The following is a 16,110-nucleotide window of genomic DNA, read 5'->3' as shown; positions in this document are numbered from 1 at the left end:
GATCCCGGTCGACCTTCAGACCTTACGCCGTTCCATGAACCGGAGCGGCGGGTTTTTTGCATTGCGTTGACGCTGGGTTCGCCCCTGTGCTAGCGTGAGGCATTTTTCTGAAGGAAGCGGGCTCGACGTACATGGCACAGCCGCTCCCGGCCTTTTCTGGTCGGGATTCTGAGTTTGCACCACAACCGATCAAAACAACTTGCGATAGGGCCCCCCGGGGGCGCGACAGGAGACTGACCGCATGGCGAAGATCCAGGCCGTCTGGGCGCTCGACGTTGGCCAGGCCGCACTGAAAGCGCTAAAGCTGGTGCCGGGCGAAACGCCCGATCATGTGGTGGCCGAAGCCTTCGATTACGTGGAATATCCCAAGATCCTCAGCCAACCGGACGCGGATCCCGATCAACTGGTTCGCGAGGCCCTTGAGACCTTCCTCGAACGCAACGATCTGAAAGGTTGCAAGGTCGCCATCTCCGTGCCGGGTCAGGCCGGATTGGTCAAATTCATCAAACTTCCGCCGGTCGAGAAGAAGCGGATCCCCGACATCGTCAAGTTCGAGGCGCGGCAGCAGATTCCGTTCGCGCTGGAGGAGGTCGTCTGGGCCTACCAGCAGATCGGCGACGAGGACGCGGATGCCGACGAAGACTTCACGATGGCCGAGGTCGGTCTCTTCGCCATGAAGCGCGACCAGATCAATCGGGCGATTCTGCCGTTCCGCGTCTGCGGAATCGAGGTGGACATCGTCCAGATGGGTCCGATCGCGCTGTACAACTACATCACGTTCGACCAGATCAAGGAGGGGCCTCCCCCCGCCTTCCCGGGGGCGGAACCGGCGGCCGAGGGCGCCGAGGGCGAAGCGGGCGAGGCCAAGCCGCCGGCCAAGTCGGGGGGTGAGAAGGGGTCGATCGTCCTGATCGACATTGGCGCGGATAACACCGACCTGATCATCACCGACGGCATCCGAATCTGGCAGCGGAACGTGCCGATCGGCGGCAACCACTTCACCCGCGCTCTGACCAAGGAATTGAAGCTCACCTTCGCCAAGGCCGAGCACCTGAAGCGGAACGCCACCAAGGCCCCCGACCCGCGGTCGATCTTCACCGCGATGCGTGGCGTGTTCAACGACTTCGCCAGCGAGATCAACCGCTCGATCGGCTTCTACGGCAGCGTCAACCGAAACGCCAAGATCGCCAAGGTGGTCGGCCTGGGCAACGGGTTCAAGCTCCCCGGGCTTCAGAAGTTCCTGCAGCAGAACCTGAGCCATGAGGTTGAGAAGCTGGAGTCGTTCATCCGCCTGGCCGGCGACGACGTCAAGACTTCCCCTCAGTTCCAGGAAAACCTCCCGTCGTTCGGCGTCGTCTACGGCCTGGCACTCCAGGGGTTGAGCAAGAGCCCACTCCGCACGAACCTGCTCCCCCCGAGATCGAGCAGATCCGGATCATCCGGGCCAAGAAGCCGTGGGCGCTGGCGGCGTCGGCGCTGCTGATGCTTGGCTTCTCGGCCTTGTTCCTGGGCGACTACCGGGTCCTGGCCAAGGTCAACACTCAGCCGTTCACTGACGCGGTCGCTCAAGCCAAGAGCACGACTACCAAGGGAGCCGGCTTCGCTTCCGAGTTCGACGCGGCCAAGGCCGAGTGGAAGGCCAAGTTCGACGAGGGTGACAAGTTGGTCGCCGGCACGACCGATCGCGCCAAGTGGCCCGACTTTCTCAAGATCGTCAACGACCACCTGCCCGACCCGGTTCGGGACTATAAGCTCGATCCCAACAAGCCGTCCGACGAGAGCCGGCTCGATCGGCTCCGCGTCCATATCGACGCCATCAAGCCGGCCTGGCGTGAAGACCTCGATACCGAGTGGTTCAACGCTCCGGCTCCGACGGGGCTGACCAAAGTCGGCAAGGACATGATGCACCAGCTCGATCGCGCCAAGCCCCCCACCGGCCCGGGCTGGGTGATCCAGGTCATCGGCCACCACTACAATCCCTACCCTGACGCCAAAGAACTGAAGATCCCTGAAAACAGCCTGCTCCGCACCGACCACGGTCCGGTCCTGTTCATCATCAAGAAGATCCTTCCCAAGCTGAACGCTGCCGACCTGCGGCTCTATGGGATCCATCACCCGACCGTCGCCTGGGCCCTTCCCGACCCGGAATGGACCAACGAAAAGGCGAGCATGACCAACGGTCTGGCGAGCACGACCATCCCGATTCTCGACCGTGCGAAGCCGGCCGTCACCGCCACCGCGGGGGGCGAAGGCGGCATGATGCCCGGAATGGGCGGGATGCCCGGCATGATGCCCGGTATGGAAGGGGGAATGAGCAGTGGCCGCGGCATGATGGGCGGCGAAGGGATGATGCCCGGGATGATGCCCGGGATGATGCCTGGGATGATGCCCGGGATGGGAAGCGGTTATGGCGGGATGGCGGGGCAAGAGGCCAAGAAGCTGGTCAAGCACACGCGAACCGACTTCCTGCTCCAGTTCGTCTGGCAAGAACCGAAACCCGAGGATAAGCCGAAAACCCCGGAAGAGCGGGTGACCAAGCTTCAAGAGATCAACAAGTCGCTCCTTGAAGCCGAGACGAACAAAACGATGATCACCGCCGATCGGGAAAAGGAGATCGCGAAGGAGTCACTCAAGCAGTCCCAGGAAGTCCAGAAGGCGATGATCCAGGGAGCGGCGGCCACGCCTGCCACGCCGGCCACGGCAGCCCCAACGGCTCCCGCGGCCGCGCCGGCGACACCCAAGTGACCTGACCCGTCCGATCGCGGCGGTCTTTCCCCGCCGCCTTCCGATCGACTTCAACGTCTCGAGCCGGCACGTCGCGGGTGATCGATCGCCCGCGGGCCGAGACGTCTCCGATCCAATCAACCCCGAAGGTCGCCGCAACCATGGACCAGATCAAAGAAATCTTGCGACAAGCGATCAAGTATCGCTTTTGGATCGCCGTGGGCATCTCGGCCCTGCTGCCGATGATCGCGTATGCCGTCGGCTCCGACCCGATCAAGAAGAAAGCGGCCGAACAGACCGAGCTCATCAAAGGCGCCGAGTCGGGGGTCAAGAAGTACTCCAGCGGCGTGATCCCGAACGACCAGTACAAACCGATCGTCAATGAACAGACGTCCGTGCTCAGTAAGGACGTCAACGTCTCCTGGGCCAAACTCTACGAACGGCAGGCTCCGCTCCTGAGCTGGCCGGCGACCGTGGAGAAGGAATTCCGCGAGTGGGGCAACAAGTGGCCCGAGAATGTTGATGCCAGCACCGTCCAGGTCGCCATCATCAACTACTCCACCGCCTACCCCAAGTACGTCACCGAAGTCTACAACACCTTCCGGCCGTTCAACGTCATGGAGGGGACCGGGGTCGTCTCCGCCCCCCTTGAAGCGGTCTTGCTCAAGCCGGCCCCGTTCGAGGTCAAGGGATCGTCAGTTCCCACCCTGGGCAATGTTTGGGCCGCCCAAGAACGACTCTGGATCCAGCGGTCGCTGCTCGAGGTCGTCAACGAGGTCAACAAATCCGCCAAGGACTGGGACACGGCGAAGATCAAGCAGATCAACATCCTCGACGTGGGCACGACCAGCTCACAAGACCAGATCTCGATGGCCAAAGGGGTCCAGCTTGTCGAAGCGCCTCCCCTCGACCCGCCCGGTACCGATTCCACGGCCGCGGCGGCACCGTCGGGTGAGGCGGGCGCCGAGGCCGGGATGATGCCCGGCATGATGGGCGGGGGTGGTCCCCAGCAAAATCGCGACGCGGTCTTCTACATCCAGACCGAGAGCGTCCAATACAAGATCATGCCGTTCCAAATCTCGGTTCTCCTCGACCAGAACTACATCCAGGACTTTCTCGTCGCCCTCGAAAACTCGCCGATGGCGATCCAGGTCTCCGAGTTCTCGATCGCCAAGCCGGCCACGCGTGTCGTCAAGCCGGTGAAGGGGGCCAACATGATGTGGGGCGGTGACGCCATGTACGGCTCAATGATGCCCGGAATGTCGTCTGGAATGGGCGGCATGACCGGATTCGGAGGCATGCCGGGAATGATGCCCGGGATGATGCCCGGGATGTCGTCTGGAATGGGCGGCATGGGATACGGCATGGGGGGAATGGGCGGCGCCGCCAAGAAGGGGACCGACGTACGCACCGTCGACCGCCAGAAGACCCGGAAGGAAGAGTTGGATAAGGCCAAAAAGACCGCGGCGGTGACGATCCACGACCCCTACTACAACATCATCGAGGTCACCGTCTACGGCCAGGCTCGGTTCTACACGGCCCCGCCGCCTCCGGAACCGGTCGCCGAACCCAGCCAGTCGACTGATGCCGCGGCCATGCCAACCGATCCGAATGCCCCCCCCAGCGGTGAGGCCCCCAAGGCCGACGACGACGCCAAGAAGGATGAAGCTCCCAAGGCTGACGACGCCGCCAAGAAGGATGAAGCCCCCAAGGCCGACGACGCCGCCAAGAAGGATGAAGCCCCCAAGGCTGACGACGCCGCCAAGAAGGACGAAGCCCCCAAGGCTGACGACGCCGCCAAGAAGGACGAAGCTCCCAAGGCCGACGCCGCCAAGAAGGACGAAGCCGAAGCCTCCAAGGCTGGCGAGACGCCCAAAACGCAATGACGGGACAACGATCGAGTGGAAGCACCGCCGGTCGGGATCGGCCCGCATCCGACCGGTTTTGCCGATAGGTTCCGAGAGGAGTTGCCACCATGGCTAACGCGTCGGTTGAAAAAATCAAAGCCTTGGGGTTACGTCATGGCGAGAAGGCCGTGATGGGCGTCACGGCCGCCATCTGCCTCATGTTCCTGTACATGGCGGCAACCCGACCCACAATCGAGACGACCCCCGAGCAAGTCAGAAAAGCCGCCAGCGATGCGGAATCCAACATCAGCCGCAGGCAGAGCAACGAGGATATTCTCAATCTTCTTGAAAACGAGAATATCAAGAACCCCAACTTCGAGAAAATGGTCGACGAGCAGTCGAGCAACAAGATCGATGCCATCGCCTTCCGCGTCTCCAGCCCTTGGGCTTCGCCCGAGCCCGGTGCCGGCCTGATTCGAGACACGCCCGAATTGATCGCGCCGACGGAGCTCGTCGCGTACCCGGGACGGGGTGGGGTCTTGATTTACGAGACCAAGGATGGGGAGCGGATTCCTCTGCCCCCCGATGATCCCAATGCGCCCCAGAATGGGCTTCCCCAGGCTCGCCTCAACCGACGTGCGGGCATGGCGAGCAGTGGTCCGGGAATGGCGGGGGGGATGACCAAGAAGCAGCAGGAAGAGGCGAACAAGAAGTTCGAACTGGAAAAGCAGCGCGTCAAGCGGATTCTTGCGGGCTCGGACAAGTCGAAGACCAAGGAAGTCGAGAAGAAGGTCGATGTGGCCGCCGGCCCGTTCAAGGAAATCACCAAGGGACTTCGCTGGGTCTCGATCACGGGCGTGCTCGACTACAAAACGTTGCGCGAGAACTATCTCACCGCGCTCAAACGTAAAGAAGTGGCTTACCCCCACTTCAAGCAGGTCGACATCGAGCGCCAGATCCTCCAGGAAGACGGCACCTGGTCGGAATGGGAGCAGGTCGACGCGGACAAGAATCACGAGATTCTCGACAACCTTCCCGAGCACGACGAGGAATGGGCGCCGGACCCGGTCCGCCTCGAACACCTGGTGGACCCCCTGCCGTTCCTGAAGGCGGGTTACTGGGAGAAGGTCCATGTCGCAAGCCTCGTCCCCAAGGAGAAAAAGGAAGTCGCCAAGCCTCAGATGGGTGGGGGAATGATGCCCGGCATGATGGAAGGGGGCATGATGGGCCCGGGCATGATGCCGCAGGAAGGCATGATGAACTCACGGATGGGGATGATGGAAGGCGGGATGATGCCCGGCATGATGGACGGGATGATGGGCGGGATGGGAGGAACGGCTTCCGATGACATGAGCTTCGTTCACAACGAGGAAGAGACGCTCATGGTCCGGTCGCTCGACTTCACCGTCGAACCCGACACGTCCTATCGTTTTCGGCTGCGGATCGTGGTCTTCAACCCGAATCTGAAGCGTGAGGACGTCGCGGCGGGGGTCGATAAGAACGCGATCGAGCTGTTCGGTCCGTGGAGTGAACCGACCGAACTGGTGTCGGTTCCGGCCGACGTGGCGACCTATGCGCTTCAGAAAGTGGCCAGCGTCGGTACCACCGATCAGGTTCAGTTCGAGGTGACCAAGTGGGATCCCGGCAACGGCGTCATGGTCACGCGCAAATTCGACGCCGGGCCCGGAGACATCATCGGCAGCCTCTTCAGCGTGCAGATCCCAACCTCCGATGGAACGGGGTCAAAGTCGGAGAAGATCGACTTCAACAGTCGCCAGGTCGTGCTCGACGCGATGGGAGGGGCCAAGCCCGTTCCCAAGGAGATCGACAACTTTCGATTCGAGGTTCCCGCGCTTTCACTGGTGGTTCGACCCGACGGGTCGGTCGCAATGAAGAACCAGTCGTTCGACGAGCCCAACGAAGTGCGGAAAAACGTGGTGGAGACCTATAAACGCGAGGTGGCGAACTCCAATAAGGTACGTGAGAGTTCGTCGTTCTTCGGCGAGATGCCCGGGATGGGCGGCCCCTGAAACGGGCCAGTCGCACGACGCGGACACGCTTGAACCAAGGCCCCCGACGGTGATCCGTCGGGGGCCTCTTTTGTTTCGAGTCACCGTGCGGTGAGGTCGATTTCTTGCCCGGGGGACCGCCGAGAATCGCGCGGGAAATCGTAAAAATCCAAAAAGGCAGCTTGACCCCTATTCTCGTTCAGGGTAAGACACCGCCTCGTCTTCTCCCCGTTCTGGGTCGCATCGTCTTGATCTCGCACCTCTGACTCTCAGAAGCCCCACGACAGCCGGGTGAAGAGCCGCCGTCCTTCGGGGTGGTGGCGCTAGCGAAGACAGCGGATTCACGTCTCCCACAACGGAGTCAAGTCAGAGACCGTCGCCAGGGAAGTCGGCGGTCGTCTCCGCGTGTGGCGAAAGGAGGTCGCGTTGGGAAGGCTTAGAACGCTCGCAATCCTCTTGACCCTCGGCGCGTGGGGTGGGGCCACGGATGGCGCTCCCCCTGAGGACGCGGCCCACCCGGTATCCTCGCCGCGGCCCACAGCGCCCGTGCCCCCTGTAAGGTATCTCGAGGCTGGGGCTCGATTGTTTAACAGTGGCCAGTATGCTCTGGCCTCCCAGTATCTCACGGCCGCTCAATCCTATCGCGACCAGCTCTCGGTAAGCGAAAAAACCGTCCTCGATGCGTACTTGAAAGAGCTCTCACGCGTGCCGGCAGACGCTGCGGTCGCTCCTGCCGGTGCAACGGCGGCCCGACCCGGTGCCAGCCCGGCCACGGAGGCCACGGCCTCGGCCAGCCAGCCGGCCTCAGCGCCTGGAGCTAACCCCTCCGACGCCAAGCAGGGGGCACGCTGGAAACTCCAGTCGGCCCGCGAACAGATTCGCCTTGGAGACTACGACGCGGCCAGCCGGCTCGTCACCGAAGTCCAGGCTATGAACGTTCGCTGGGGCCTGTTCGACGACACCCCGGCCAAGGTGGCTGACGCCATCGACAAGGCCCGGCCCAAGGTGGCGGCGGGCACGGCGACCAACCAACCCCGAAGCCTCGATCTGGCCCGCGCCAAGGTGAAGCAGGCTCGCGCCCTGCTGGCCAGCAACCAGTTCGAGCAGGCGGAAGCCCTGGCCCTCGACGTCAAGGCCTGGAAAATGTCGTTCGGCGTCTTCGAGGACAATCCCGACAAGGTCGCCTCGGCGGCTCGCGCTCTGCGCCGTCGTGACCAACTCCGCACCGGTCCGCTCAAAGAGCAGCCCAGCCTGGGTGTCTATGACGTCCTGGTGCAGGAAGCTCGGCACCTAATGTCGACCGGCCAGTTGGACCAGGCCGCCGAGAAGGCGCAGCAGGCCCAACGCATGAACGTGGTCCCGCCGCTGACCTCCGACCGTGCCGAGACCGTGCTCCACGACGTCGAAATGGCGCGTGCACGGCAGACGCCTGGCGGAGCTCCCTCCGCGGTTGCCACCGCCACGAAGCCCGCGGCCGAGGCCCCCAGCTCGATCGTCGAGCATGAGGCGAACGACCTGCTGGTCCGCGGTGACAATGCGGCGGCCTCGGCCAAGTTCTCCGAAGCCGAACGCCTGCGAACGCGAGAAAGTGGTGCCTTGCCCGCAGTCGATGCCGCGGTCAAGAAGGTGGAAGCCGTCGTTGAGGAAACCCTGCCCGGGCTTCCCGATCCGGCCGAGTCGAACGTGGCTCAGCCCACCTCGCCCGTCCCGCCGACGGCCGAACCCGCCCCGCTCGGTCGGGGAGATCAGCTGCTTTCCGAAGCTCGAGCCCTCTACGGCCAGGGCAACTATGCCGCGGCCCGACAGATCGCTGAAGACGCCAAGACGGGCAAGCACGGAGTCGACCCCCAGGCCGACGACCTGATCGCCCAGATTGCCCTGGCCGAACAGGGCGGTGCCCTCAGTCTTTACGAGTCGGCCCTCGACGCCCTCCGCAAGGGAGAACAGGGACGCGCCCGGGCCCTCTTGTCCGAAGTCGCAGCCTCAGGTGGCGCCCTCGACAGCGGCCTGATGCAGAAGGTGCAGGACCTGCTCGCCAAGCTCCCCGGCGACGACGCGGGGAAGGCCACGGCCTCCGACCTGCCCCAGCCCGCTCATGACGCCGAAGCGTTGGCCGCCCAGAAGCTCAACGCCGAAGTCGGCACCAAATCCGCCGAGGCACGACGGTACCAGGAGACCGATCCCGACAAGGCGATCGCGATCTACGAGTCGACCCTCAAGGCGGTCAAAGCCAAATCCTCGGAACTCCCCGAAGCCGTCACCCGGACGATGGTCCGACGTCTCGAGGTCGCGATCGAACTTGCCAAGAAGGACAAGGCGGTCTTCGACGTCAAGATGCTCGACAAGAACGCCAAAGCCGAGATCGAAGCCAAACGGCTCCGGATCTTTGAGGCCGACAAAGCCAAGAAGACCCGCATGGAAGAGCTGATGAACAAGGCGACGACGGCCATGGCCGAGGGTCGCTACCAGGAAGCCAACAAGTTCGCCACGATGGCCCAGGAAATCGATCCCAACGAGGTGTCCGCAACCATCCTCGCCTGGAAAGCCAACGTTCAGCGCCACTACAAGAAAGACCTTGAGAACAAGGCCGCCAAGGAAGATGCCGCCCTCGACACCTTCCAGATGGTCGACACCGCCGCCATCGCCGACCCCGTGGTTCAGTTGAACGGCATCAAGTATGCCGAGAACTTCAAGGACCTGACGGCCGATCGTCTGCGGATGAACGCCCGGCTCGAGATCAAGAAGGACGCGAAGACCGTCGCCATCGAGTCCAAGCTCAAGGAACGTGTTTCCTTGAACATGGAAGCTCAACCTCTCGCCGAGGCCGTGGCCTTCCTCGCGAACTACACGGGCCTGAACATCGTTCTCGATCAAAAGGCGCTTGCGGACGTGGACATCACCACGGCGACTCCCATCTCCCTGGTGGTCTCCGACGTCCAGCTCAAGAACGCCCTGAAATTGATGCTCAGCCCGCTGGGCCTGAACTACAAAGTCGAGAACGAGGTGCTCATGATTACGAGCCCTCAAACCTCGATGTCTTCGACCTATCCGAAGACCTACTACGTGGGTGACCTGGTCATCTCCCCCACCCGGGGACCGACCAACCCCCTGAACCCGATGGGCCTGCTCGATAACCCGACGGCCCCAGGAGCCAACGGGGCGGGAGGACAGCAAGTTTCCTTGCCCAACGGGGCGAGCACCGCGACGAACAGCGGACCGAATTACACCCAGGGCGATCGTCCCAAGGCCGACTTCGCTCCGTTGATCCAGCTCATTACCGGCACGATCGCGCCGAACACCTGGAAGATCAACGACTCCCAGGGGGCCGAGTCCCCTTCCGGCTACGGCATGGGCGGCGGTTTCGGCGCCGGGGACGGGGGCGGACTGGATACGGCCACGCCGATCGGCTCGATCACGCCGTTCTTCCTGAGCATCAGCCTGATTATCCGCCACACCGCCGAGATCCACGACCAGGTTGCCGACCTGCTCAAGCAGCTTCGCCGGCTCCAGGATCTCCAGGTCTCGATCGAGGTGCGGTTCATCACGCTGAGCGACAGCTTCTTCGAGCAGATCGGTGTCGACTTCGACTTCGATATTCACTCGAAGACGGTGGGTAAGAAGAGCACCTTCGCGATCCCGAACCCCGCGTCCTCCATCTTCCCGACGAACGGCAGCACCGGCACCATCGCGGGTGGCGGCACCACGATCGGTGGTGGCGGCGGCGGAACGGTCGGCGGCGGAGGAACGGTCGGTGGCGGTGCTGGTGGCGGCGGTGCCGGCGGAATTGCCGGTGCTGGCGGCTCACTCGGCGGTGGTGGCAGTGCCGGCGGCCTCGGCGGCCAGAACGGTGGCGGCCTCGGCGGCGGTGGCGGTGCCACAATCGGCGGTGGCGGTGGCGGTGGCGGTACCACGACACCGGGTGCTTACATCGTGAACCCGTTCCGCGACTATTCGCTCGGCAATAAGACGCCACTGACAGTCGGCCTCGGAAGCGGCGGCATCGGTAATTTCTCGTCCGACCTGGCGATTCCGTTCCAGCAGGGTAGTGCTTCCCAGAGTGCTCCGACGATCGGTGGCGCCTCGTCGACGGCGGGTGCGACCTTCGGGATCTCGTTCCTGAGCGACCTGGAAGTCTACCTCTTCCTGACGGCCGCCCAGGGCGACACCCGATCGAACATCCTCCAGGCTCCGAAGATCACGACCTTCAACGGTGCCCCGGCGTTCATCAACAACACCCAGACGATCTACTACATCTCGTCGCTGACCCCGATCGTCGGTCCTGGCTCGGTGGCGTTCTTGCCCACCCCGACTCCGTTCCCCAACGGCGTCACGCTGACGGTGACCCCGGTGGTCTCCGCCGACCGACGCTATGTGCGAATGACCCTGTCCCCGGTCTTCACCGTCATCGAAGGTTTCGACACCATCGCGGTCCCCGCGGCGGTCGGTGGCAGCGGCCTGGGTGGTGGCTCGGCGGCGATCAACGCCCAGATCCAGCTCCCTCGGTTCAACCTCACCACCGTGAATACGACCGTCACGGTGCCCGACGGCGGAACCGTCCTCCTCGGCGGTGTGAAGCGGCTCAATGAGGAGCGAAAAGAGTTCGGCGTTCCCGTTCTCTCCAAGACCCCCATGCTCAACCGTCTCTTCCGCAACATCGGCATCGGCCGAACCACCTCCAGCCTCATGCTGATGGTGACACCGCGGATCATCATCCTCGAGGAGGAAGAGGAGCGGCTCGGTATCCCGGCGATTACGAACTGATTTCCTGTCGGTTACTTCCCAATGCGACCGGCCTCCGGGGGAATTCCCTTCCCCCGGAGGCCTTTTTCGGTTTTGCTGGAAAGGAGAATCGCGCTTCGCCAACCGAACCGCCTCACCTTGAATGGGGACGAGGCCCTCCAGGTCAAGCTCGGCCGCCGACTCGACCCTCCCCTCCAGGAGATGATTCCCTTGTCATCCACCGTCCTGGCGCTCGCCACGGCCTTGCTCGTCCTCGGCGCACCGCCTTCGGAATCGCCCCAGCCGACGACCACCGACTCGTTTCGTCCCGACCCGACCTGGAAGCCGATCGGCCGCAGCCTCTGGTTCGATCCCGGCGCAAAACAGCTGGTCCTCCGCGCTCGGGTCGCGCTCCGCGAAGGCCCCCTGGAGCACCTGCTCTGCCTCAAAGGCACGAAGGAACACGAGGCGGTCCTCGCGACCGACGCCGTGCCTCGAATGATCCACGCCGGTCTCATCCTCACCGGCGCCAAACAGGGGCACCCGGTCCGCTTCCTGCCGAAATTCGAACCGCCCACCGGTTCGGCGATCGAAATCCAGATTCAATGGCAGGAAGACAACAAGCTGCGCACCGCCGACGCCCGAAGCTGGGTCAGAGAGGACCAAAGCAAGCGCCCTCTGACCAAGGATTGGGTCTTCGCCGGCAGCGAAATCTTCGAGGACCCCGATACCAAAAAGCCGATCTACGCCGCCGACGACGGCGACCTCTTCACCGTGGCGAACTTCGCTAACGCGATCCTCGACCTTCCCTTCGCCAGCACCGCCAACGACGCCGAGCGCTCGTTCGTCGCCAACACCGAGAAGATCCCCCCGCGCGGCACGCTGGTCACCCTGTTCCTCCGTCCTCGCCCCGCGCCCGACGCCGCCAAGCGCTAACCGAAGTCGAACGGCCCCACCCCCGGCGCGGCCCTTGTGAACGCGGACGGAGCGCGCCCGTTTTCCGCTTTCCTCGCTCCCAAGCGATGGCCTCGTGGGCGGTGCGTGCCGACGGATCTCCTTTGTCATCAGTGAGTTGATGCTCGCCTGGTGGCAAGATTCGCGACGAACGGAGCACGGTAACGTCCCGATCCCGCTCAATCATCCTCGACTTCGATCGCGGCGGGGCGTGGAATGTTGACTTTGATTACTAGGTACTGTAAGATTCGATTTAGAACAGGCTTGATGGGAGGCGAAAGAGCTGTATGCCCGCCGAAACGCTGACACGTGCCGATTGGACAGAAACGAATCGAAGGCTGAAAGAGGCCCAACCCGACGAGATTCTTCGTTGGGCCGTCGAGACGTTTTACCCCAAGTTGACGATGGCCACCGCGTTCGGTCCTGAAGGGTGTATTATCCTGCACATGTTGGCCGAGATCGAGCCAAAGGTGCGGGTCTTCAACCTCGATACCGGCTATCAATTCGCCGAGACGCTGGAGTTGAGGACGCGGATTGCCGAACGTTACGGTATCGAGGTCGAGTTAGTCCGAGCAGACACGACGGTGGCCGAGTATGAAGCCCTTCACTCGGGACCGCTCTACGTCGAACGGCCTGACCAGTGCTGCTTCGACCGCAAGATCGTGCCGCTTCGCCGCGCCGTGAATGGTTATGACGCCTGGATCTCGTCGATCAGAGCCGATCAGTCCGCCCATCGGGCCAAGGCCGACGTGGTGGGCTGGGACGCCAAGTTCGGGCTGGTCAAAATCAATCCGTTGCTGAATTGGACCTATCGCGACGTCTGGGCCTACGTCGTTGCGAATCAGGTGCCCTACAACCCCTTGCACGATCAGGGCTATCCGTCGATCGGATGCTGGCCCTGCACCCGAGCGGTCGCGCCCGGGGAGTCGGATGAGCGTGCGGGGCGGTGGGTGGGCCAGGCCAAGACCGAGTGCGGTCTGCACTCGCTCGACAGCAGCCAACTGTAGAGAGAGAGTGAGAGAAAGGAGCCGGCTCGCCACCGCCGGGCGAGCCGTTGCCGGTTTCTTTGAAAAAAATGCCGGGGTCTGTTGTCGGCGAGGAGTTTGGCCGAGGGCCGGACTGTCGGGCCGTGGACCGGGGCGAGTGCTGTCATGAAGATTTCCGCCAAGGCGGAGTATGCCTGTTTGGCGATCCTGGCTCTCGCGCGTCGGCGCCCCGTTGACCCACCGATCCGGATCCGCGAAATCTCCGAAGGCCATGGGATTCCTGAACGCTACCTTGTTCAGATCTTGCTCCAATTGAAGGGAGCCGGTCTGGTGGCAAGCACGCGAGGGGCCTCCGGTGGCTACCGCCTGGCCCGTTCGCCGGCCTCGATCTCGCTGGGCGAGGTCCTGACCGCGATCGACGGGCCGGATTCTCCCCCCCGCGAGTCGTCCCGACCCGCGAACCAGGTGCTCGCCTCGGTCTGGGAGGATGTCCGCATTGCCGAGCGTGCGGTTCTCGATAAAACCACCATTGCCCAACTCGCCGAGCGCACGTTACCGCACGAATGGGTGATCTGACTCGCTGGGATTGATCGTTGGGTTGTGGCAGGATTTGCCCAACTTCAATTGAAACCAGGGCCATCCCGCGCCTACTTCCCGGCCACGAAAGGGGTCCCACGATTTCCGCAACGACTCATCCCGCCCAGAATGGTTTGATCTCCCCCTACGGTGGTGCCCTCGTTGACTTGATGGTGGACGACGCCCGCGCCGCCGAGATGAAGGCGACCGCCAAGGATTACGCCAGCCAGACCCTCGACGAACGAGCGCTCTGCGACCTTGAGCTCCTGGCCGTCGGCGGCTTCTCTCCGCTCCGTGGGTTTCTGGGCAAAGCGGACTACGAACGCGTCGTCAGCGAAATGCGCCTGGCCGACGGCACCCTTTGGCCCTTGGCGGTCACCTTGCCCGTGACCCCGGGCAACGGTGTCGAAGTGGGTAAGCCGCTGGCACTTCGAGACGTCTACGGCAACCTGCTCGCCTTCCTACACGTCGACGAAATCTACGCCTACGACAAAGCGGCGGAAGCCCGAGGCGCCTACGGCTCGACCGACGCGAAACACCCCTCGGTCGCCTATCTCAATCGCCAGCCGGGGCATTATGCCGCAGGCCGGCTCGAAGTGATCCGGACGCCACCGCACCACGACTTCGTTGACCTCAGGCGCACCCCCAGCGAACTTCGCGCGCACTTCAAGACGCTCGGCTGGAGCAAGGTCGTCGCCTTCCAGACGCGAAACCCGATCCACCGCGCTCACGAAGAACTGACCAAGCACGCCGCCGAGCAAATCGGTGGCGGCCTGCTGATCCACCCGGTGGTCGGTATGACCAAGCCGGGCGACGTCGACCACTTCACCCGGGTCCGTTGCTATCGTGCCCTGGTCGATAACTACTACGACAAAGGCTCGGTCGTCCTCAGCCTGCTGCCCCTCGCGATGCGGATGGCCGGTCCGCGCGAGGTCCTGCTGCACGCGATCATCCGCCGCAACCACGGCTGCACCCACTTCATCGTCGGCCGCGACCACGCCGGACCGGGCAACGATAGCACCGGCACGCCGTTCTACGCGCCGTACGCTGCCCAAGAATCGATGGCCACTCACAAAGCCGAAATCGGCATCGAGATGGTCGATTTCAAGCCGATGGTCTACTTGCCCGAAGAGTCGCGTTACTCCCCGGTCGACGAAGTCCCCGCGGGCGTCAAGACGGCCGACATCTCGGAGACGCAGGTCCGCGACAACTACCTGGCCAAGGGGCTCCAACTGCCCGATTGGTTCAGCCGGCCCGCCGTCGCGGAGATCCTCAACGAGACGAATCCTCCGAAGTTCCGCCAGGGACTGACGATTTGGTTCACCGGTCTCTCAGGCTCGGGCAAGAGCACCGTGGCGCACGCCCTGGTCGAGCGCCTGGCCGAGTTCGGCCGGAACGTTTCGATGCTCGATGGCGACGAGATCCGCACCCACCTCTCGAAGGGGCTCGGGTTCAGCAAGGAAGACCGCGACGCCAACATCAATCGTGTGGGTTACGTCGCCGGCCTGGTCGCCCAGCATGGCGGGACCACGCTCTGTGCGGTGATCAGCCCTTACCGCGCGACCCGCGACAACGCCCGGAAGTACTCCAAGGGCAACTTCGTCGAGGTCTTCTGCGATACCCCCATCGGGGTCTGCGAACAGCGCGACGTCAAGGGGCTCTACGCCAAGGCCCGCGCCGGCGAAATCCAAGGCTTCACCGGGGTCGATGATCCCTACGAGGCTCCCTTGAACCCCGAGATCACCCTCGATACGAGCAAGCTCGGAGCCCAGGAGTGTGCCAATGCGATCATCGAGAAGCTGACCGAACTGGGCTATATCCTGCCCCACGGGCACGTCGTCGAATAAGCCCTCACCCACTCGTTCATCGGTGCTGAAAATGAGACGGCCCGAGCCACCTCCTGGGTGGCTCGGGCGGCTTGATTATCGCGGCCTGAAATCGGGACTCACGACCGGATCCGTTGAATGCATGGTTCGAGATATTAGGCTGACTCGACTTCCGAATCAAAGATCCGCACCTTGGCCCAGTTCTCGCGGTTCTCCGCGATGAAGGTCAGGTGGAGCGGAGCCTCCTGGTAGAGGTCATGGGACGCCTTCGAGTCGAACACGACGTGCAGCGCCACGTCGAAATCACGGTCGTTGACCGGACGGTCGAGCTCCTCCTGAAGCGTCCCGCAGGCGAAGAAGACGACGCCCGGATGCGTGACCAGGTACTTCTTGCAGGCTGCGACCAGATTGCTCCGGCTCGACGCGGAATTGTCCTTCAAAGTGAAGTAGACGTTATGGGCCAGCATGA

The 16,110-nt window shown here is 63.3% G+C and carries 10 protein-coding genes; 9 read left to right on the top strand and 1 reads right to left on the bottom strand.

Features of this window, described 5'->3' with window-relative positions; genetic code table 11:
- The first annotated feature begins 241 nt into the window (after window positions 1-241).
- The 9 genes from pilM (at window position 242) to BUS42_RS04890 (ending at window position 15,662) form a co-directional block, all read left to right on the top strand.
- Window positions 242-1,483, top strand: coding sequence for a type IV pilus assembly protein PilM (gene pilM, locus BUS42_RS44745; RefSeq protein ID WP_254053313.1), 1,242 nt, complete (start codon window positions 242-244; stop codon window positions 1,481-1,483).
- Window positions 1,483-2,745, top strand: a complete 1,263-nt coding sequence (locus BUS42_RS44740) for a hypothetical protein (RefSeq protein ID WP_254053312.1) — start codon at window positions 1,483-1,485, stop codon at window positions 2,743-2,745. Before pilM ends, BUS42_RS44740 begins: the two co-directional genes overlap by 1 nt.
- A 140-nt stretch (window positions 2,746-2,885) precedes the next feature.
- Window positions 2,886-4,610, top strand: coding sequence for a hypothetical protein (locus tag BUS42_RS04920; RefSeq protein WP_074310711.1), 1,725 nt, complete (start codon window positions 2,886-2,888; stop codon window positions 4,608-4,610).
- 89 nt (window positions 4,611-4,699) lie between these two features.
- Window positions 4,700-6,601 carry a hypothetical protein gene (locus tag BUS42_RS04915; RefSeq protein WP_074305745.1) on the top strand — a complete coding sequence of 634 codons (1,902 nt, stop codon included), beginning with the start codon at window positions 4,700-4,702 and terminating at the stop codon, window positions 6,599-6,601.
- Window positions 6,602-7,006: 405 nt separating this feature from the next.
- Window positions 7,007-11,341 (top strand): type II secretory pathway, component PulD, encoded by a 4,335-nt coding sequence (locus BUS42_RS04910; RefSeq protein WP_074305743.1) that lies wholly within the window; start codon window positions 7,007-7,009, stop codon window positions 11,339-11,341.
- A 117-nt stretch (window positions 11,342-11,458) separates the two neighbouring features.
- Window positions 11,459-12,235, top strand: coding sequence for a YdjY domain-containing protein (locus tag BUS42_RS04905; protein WP_254053311.1), 777 nt, complete (start codon window positions 11,459-11,461; stop codon window positions 12,233-12,235).
- Between the two features lie 305 nt (window positions 12,236-12,540).
- Complete coding sequence (locus BUS42_RS04900) at window positions 12,541-13,260, top strand: phosphoadenylyl-sulfate reductase (protein ID WP_074305741.1); 720 nt, start codon at window positions 12,541-12,543, stop codon at window positions 13,258-13,260.
- A gap of 144 nt (window positions 13,261-13,404) precedes the next feature.
- On the top strand, window positions 13,405-13,815 hold the full coding sequence (locus BUS42_RS04895) for an RrF2 family transcriptional regulator (RefSeq protein ID WP_074305739.1): 411 nt from the start codon (window positions 13,405-13,407) through the stop codon (window positions 13,813-13,815).
- Between the two features lie 134 nt (window positions 13,816-13,949).
- Window positions 13,950-15,662: a bifunctional sulfate adenylyltransferase/adenylylsulfate kinase gene (locus tag BUS42_RS04890; protein ID WP_074305737.1), complete on the top strand. Its 1,713-nt coding sequence runs from the start codon at window positions 13,950-13,952 to the stop codon at window positions 15,660-15,662.
- 134 nt (window positions 15,663-15,796) lie between these two features.
- Here BUS42_RS04890 and BUS42_RS04885 read toward each other — a convergent pair whose 3' ends face one another.
- The gene (locus tag BUS42_RS04885) at window positions 15,797-16,108 is read right to left on the bottom strand and encodes a Dabb family protein (protein WP_074305735.1); all 312 of its coding nucleotides are present in this window, start codon (window positions 16,106-16,108) and stop codon (window positions 15,797-15,799) included.
- Between the last annotated feature and the right edge of the window lie 2 nt (window positions 16,109-16,110).

It is taken from the genome of Singulisphaera sp. GP187 (genome assembly GCF_900129635.1).
Taxonomy (GTDB): domain Bacteria; phylum Planctomycetota; class Planctomycetia; order Isosphaerales; family Isosphaeraceae; genus Singulisphaera.
Note: the sequence above shows the minus strand (reverse complement) of the source record. Positions and strands in the feature narration are given on the sequence as shown.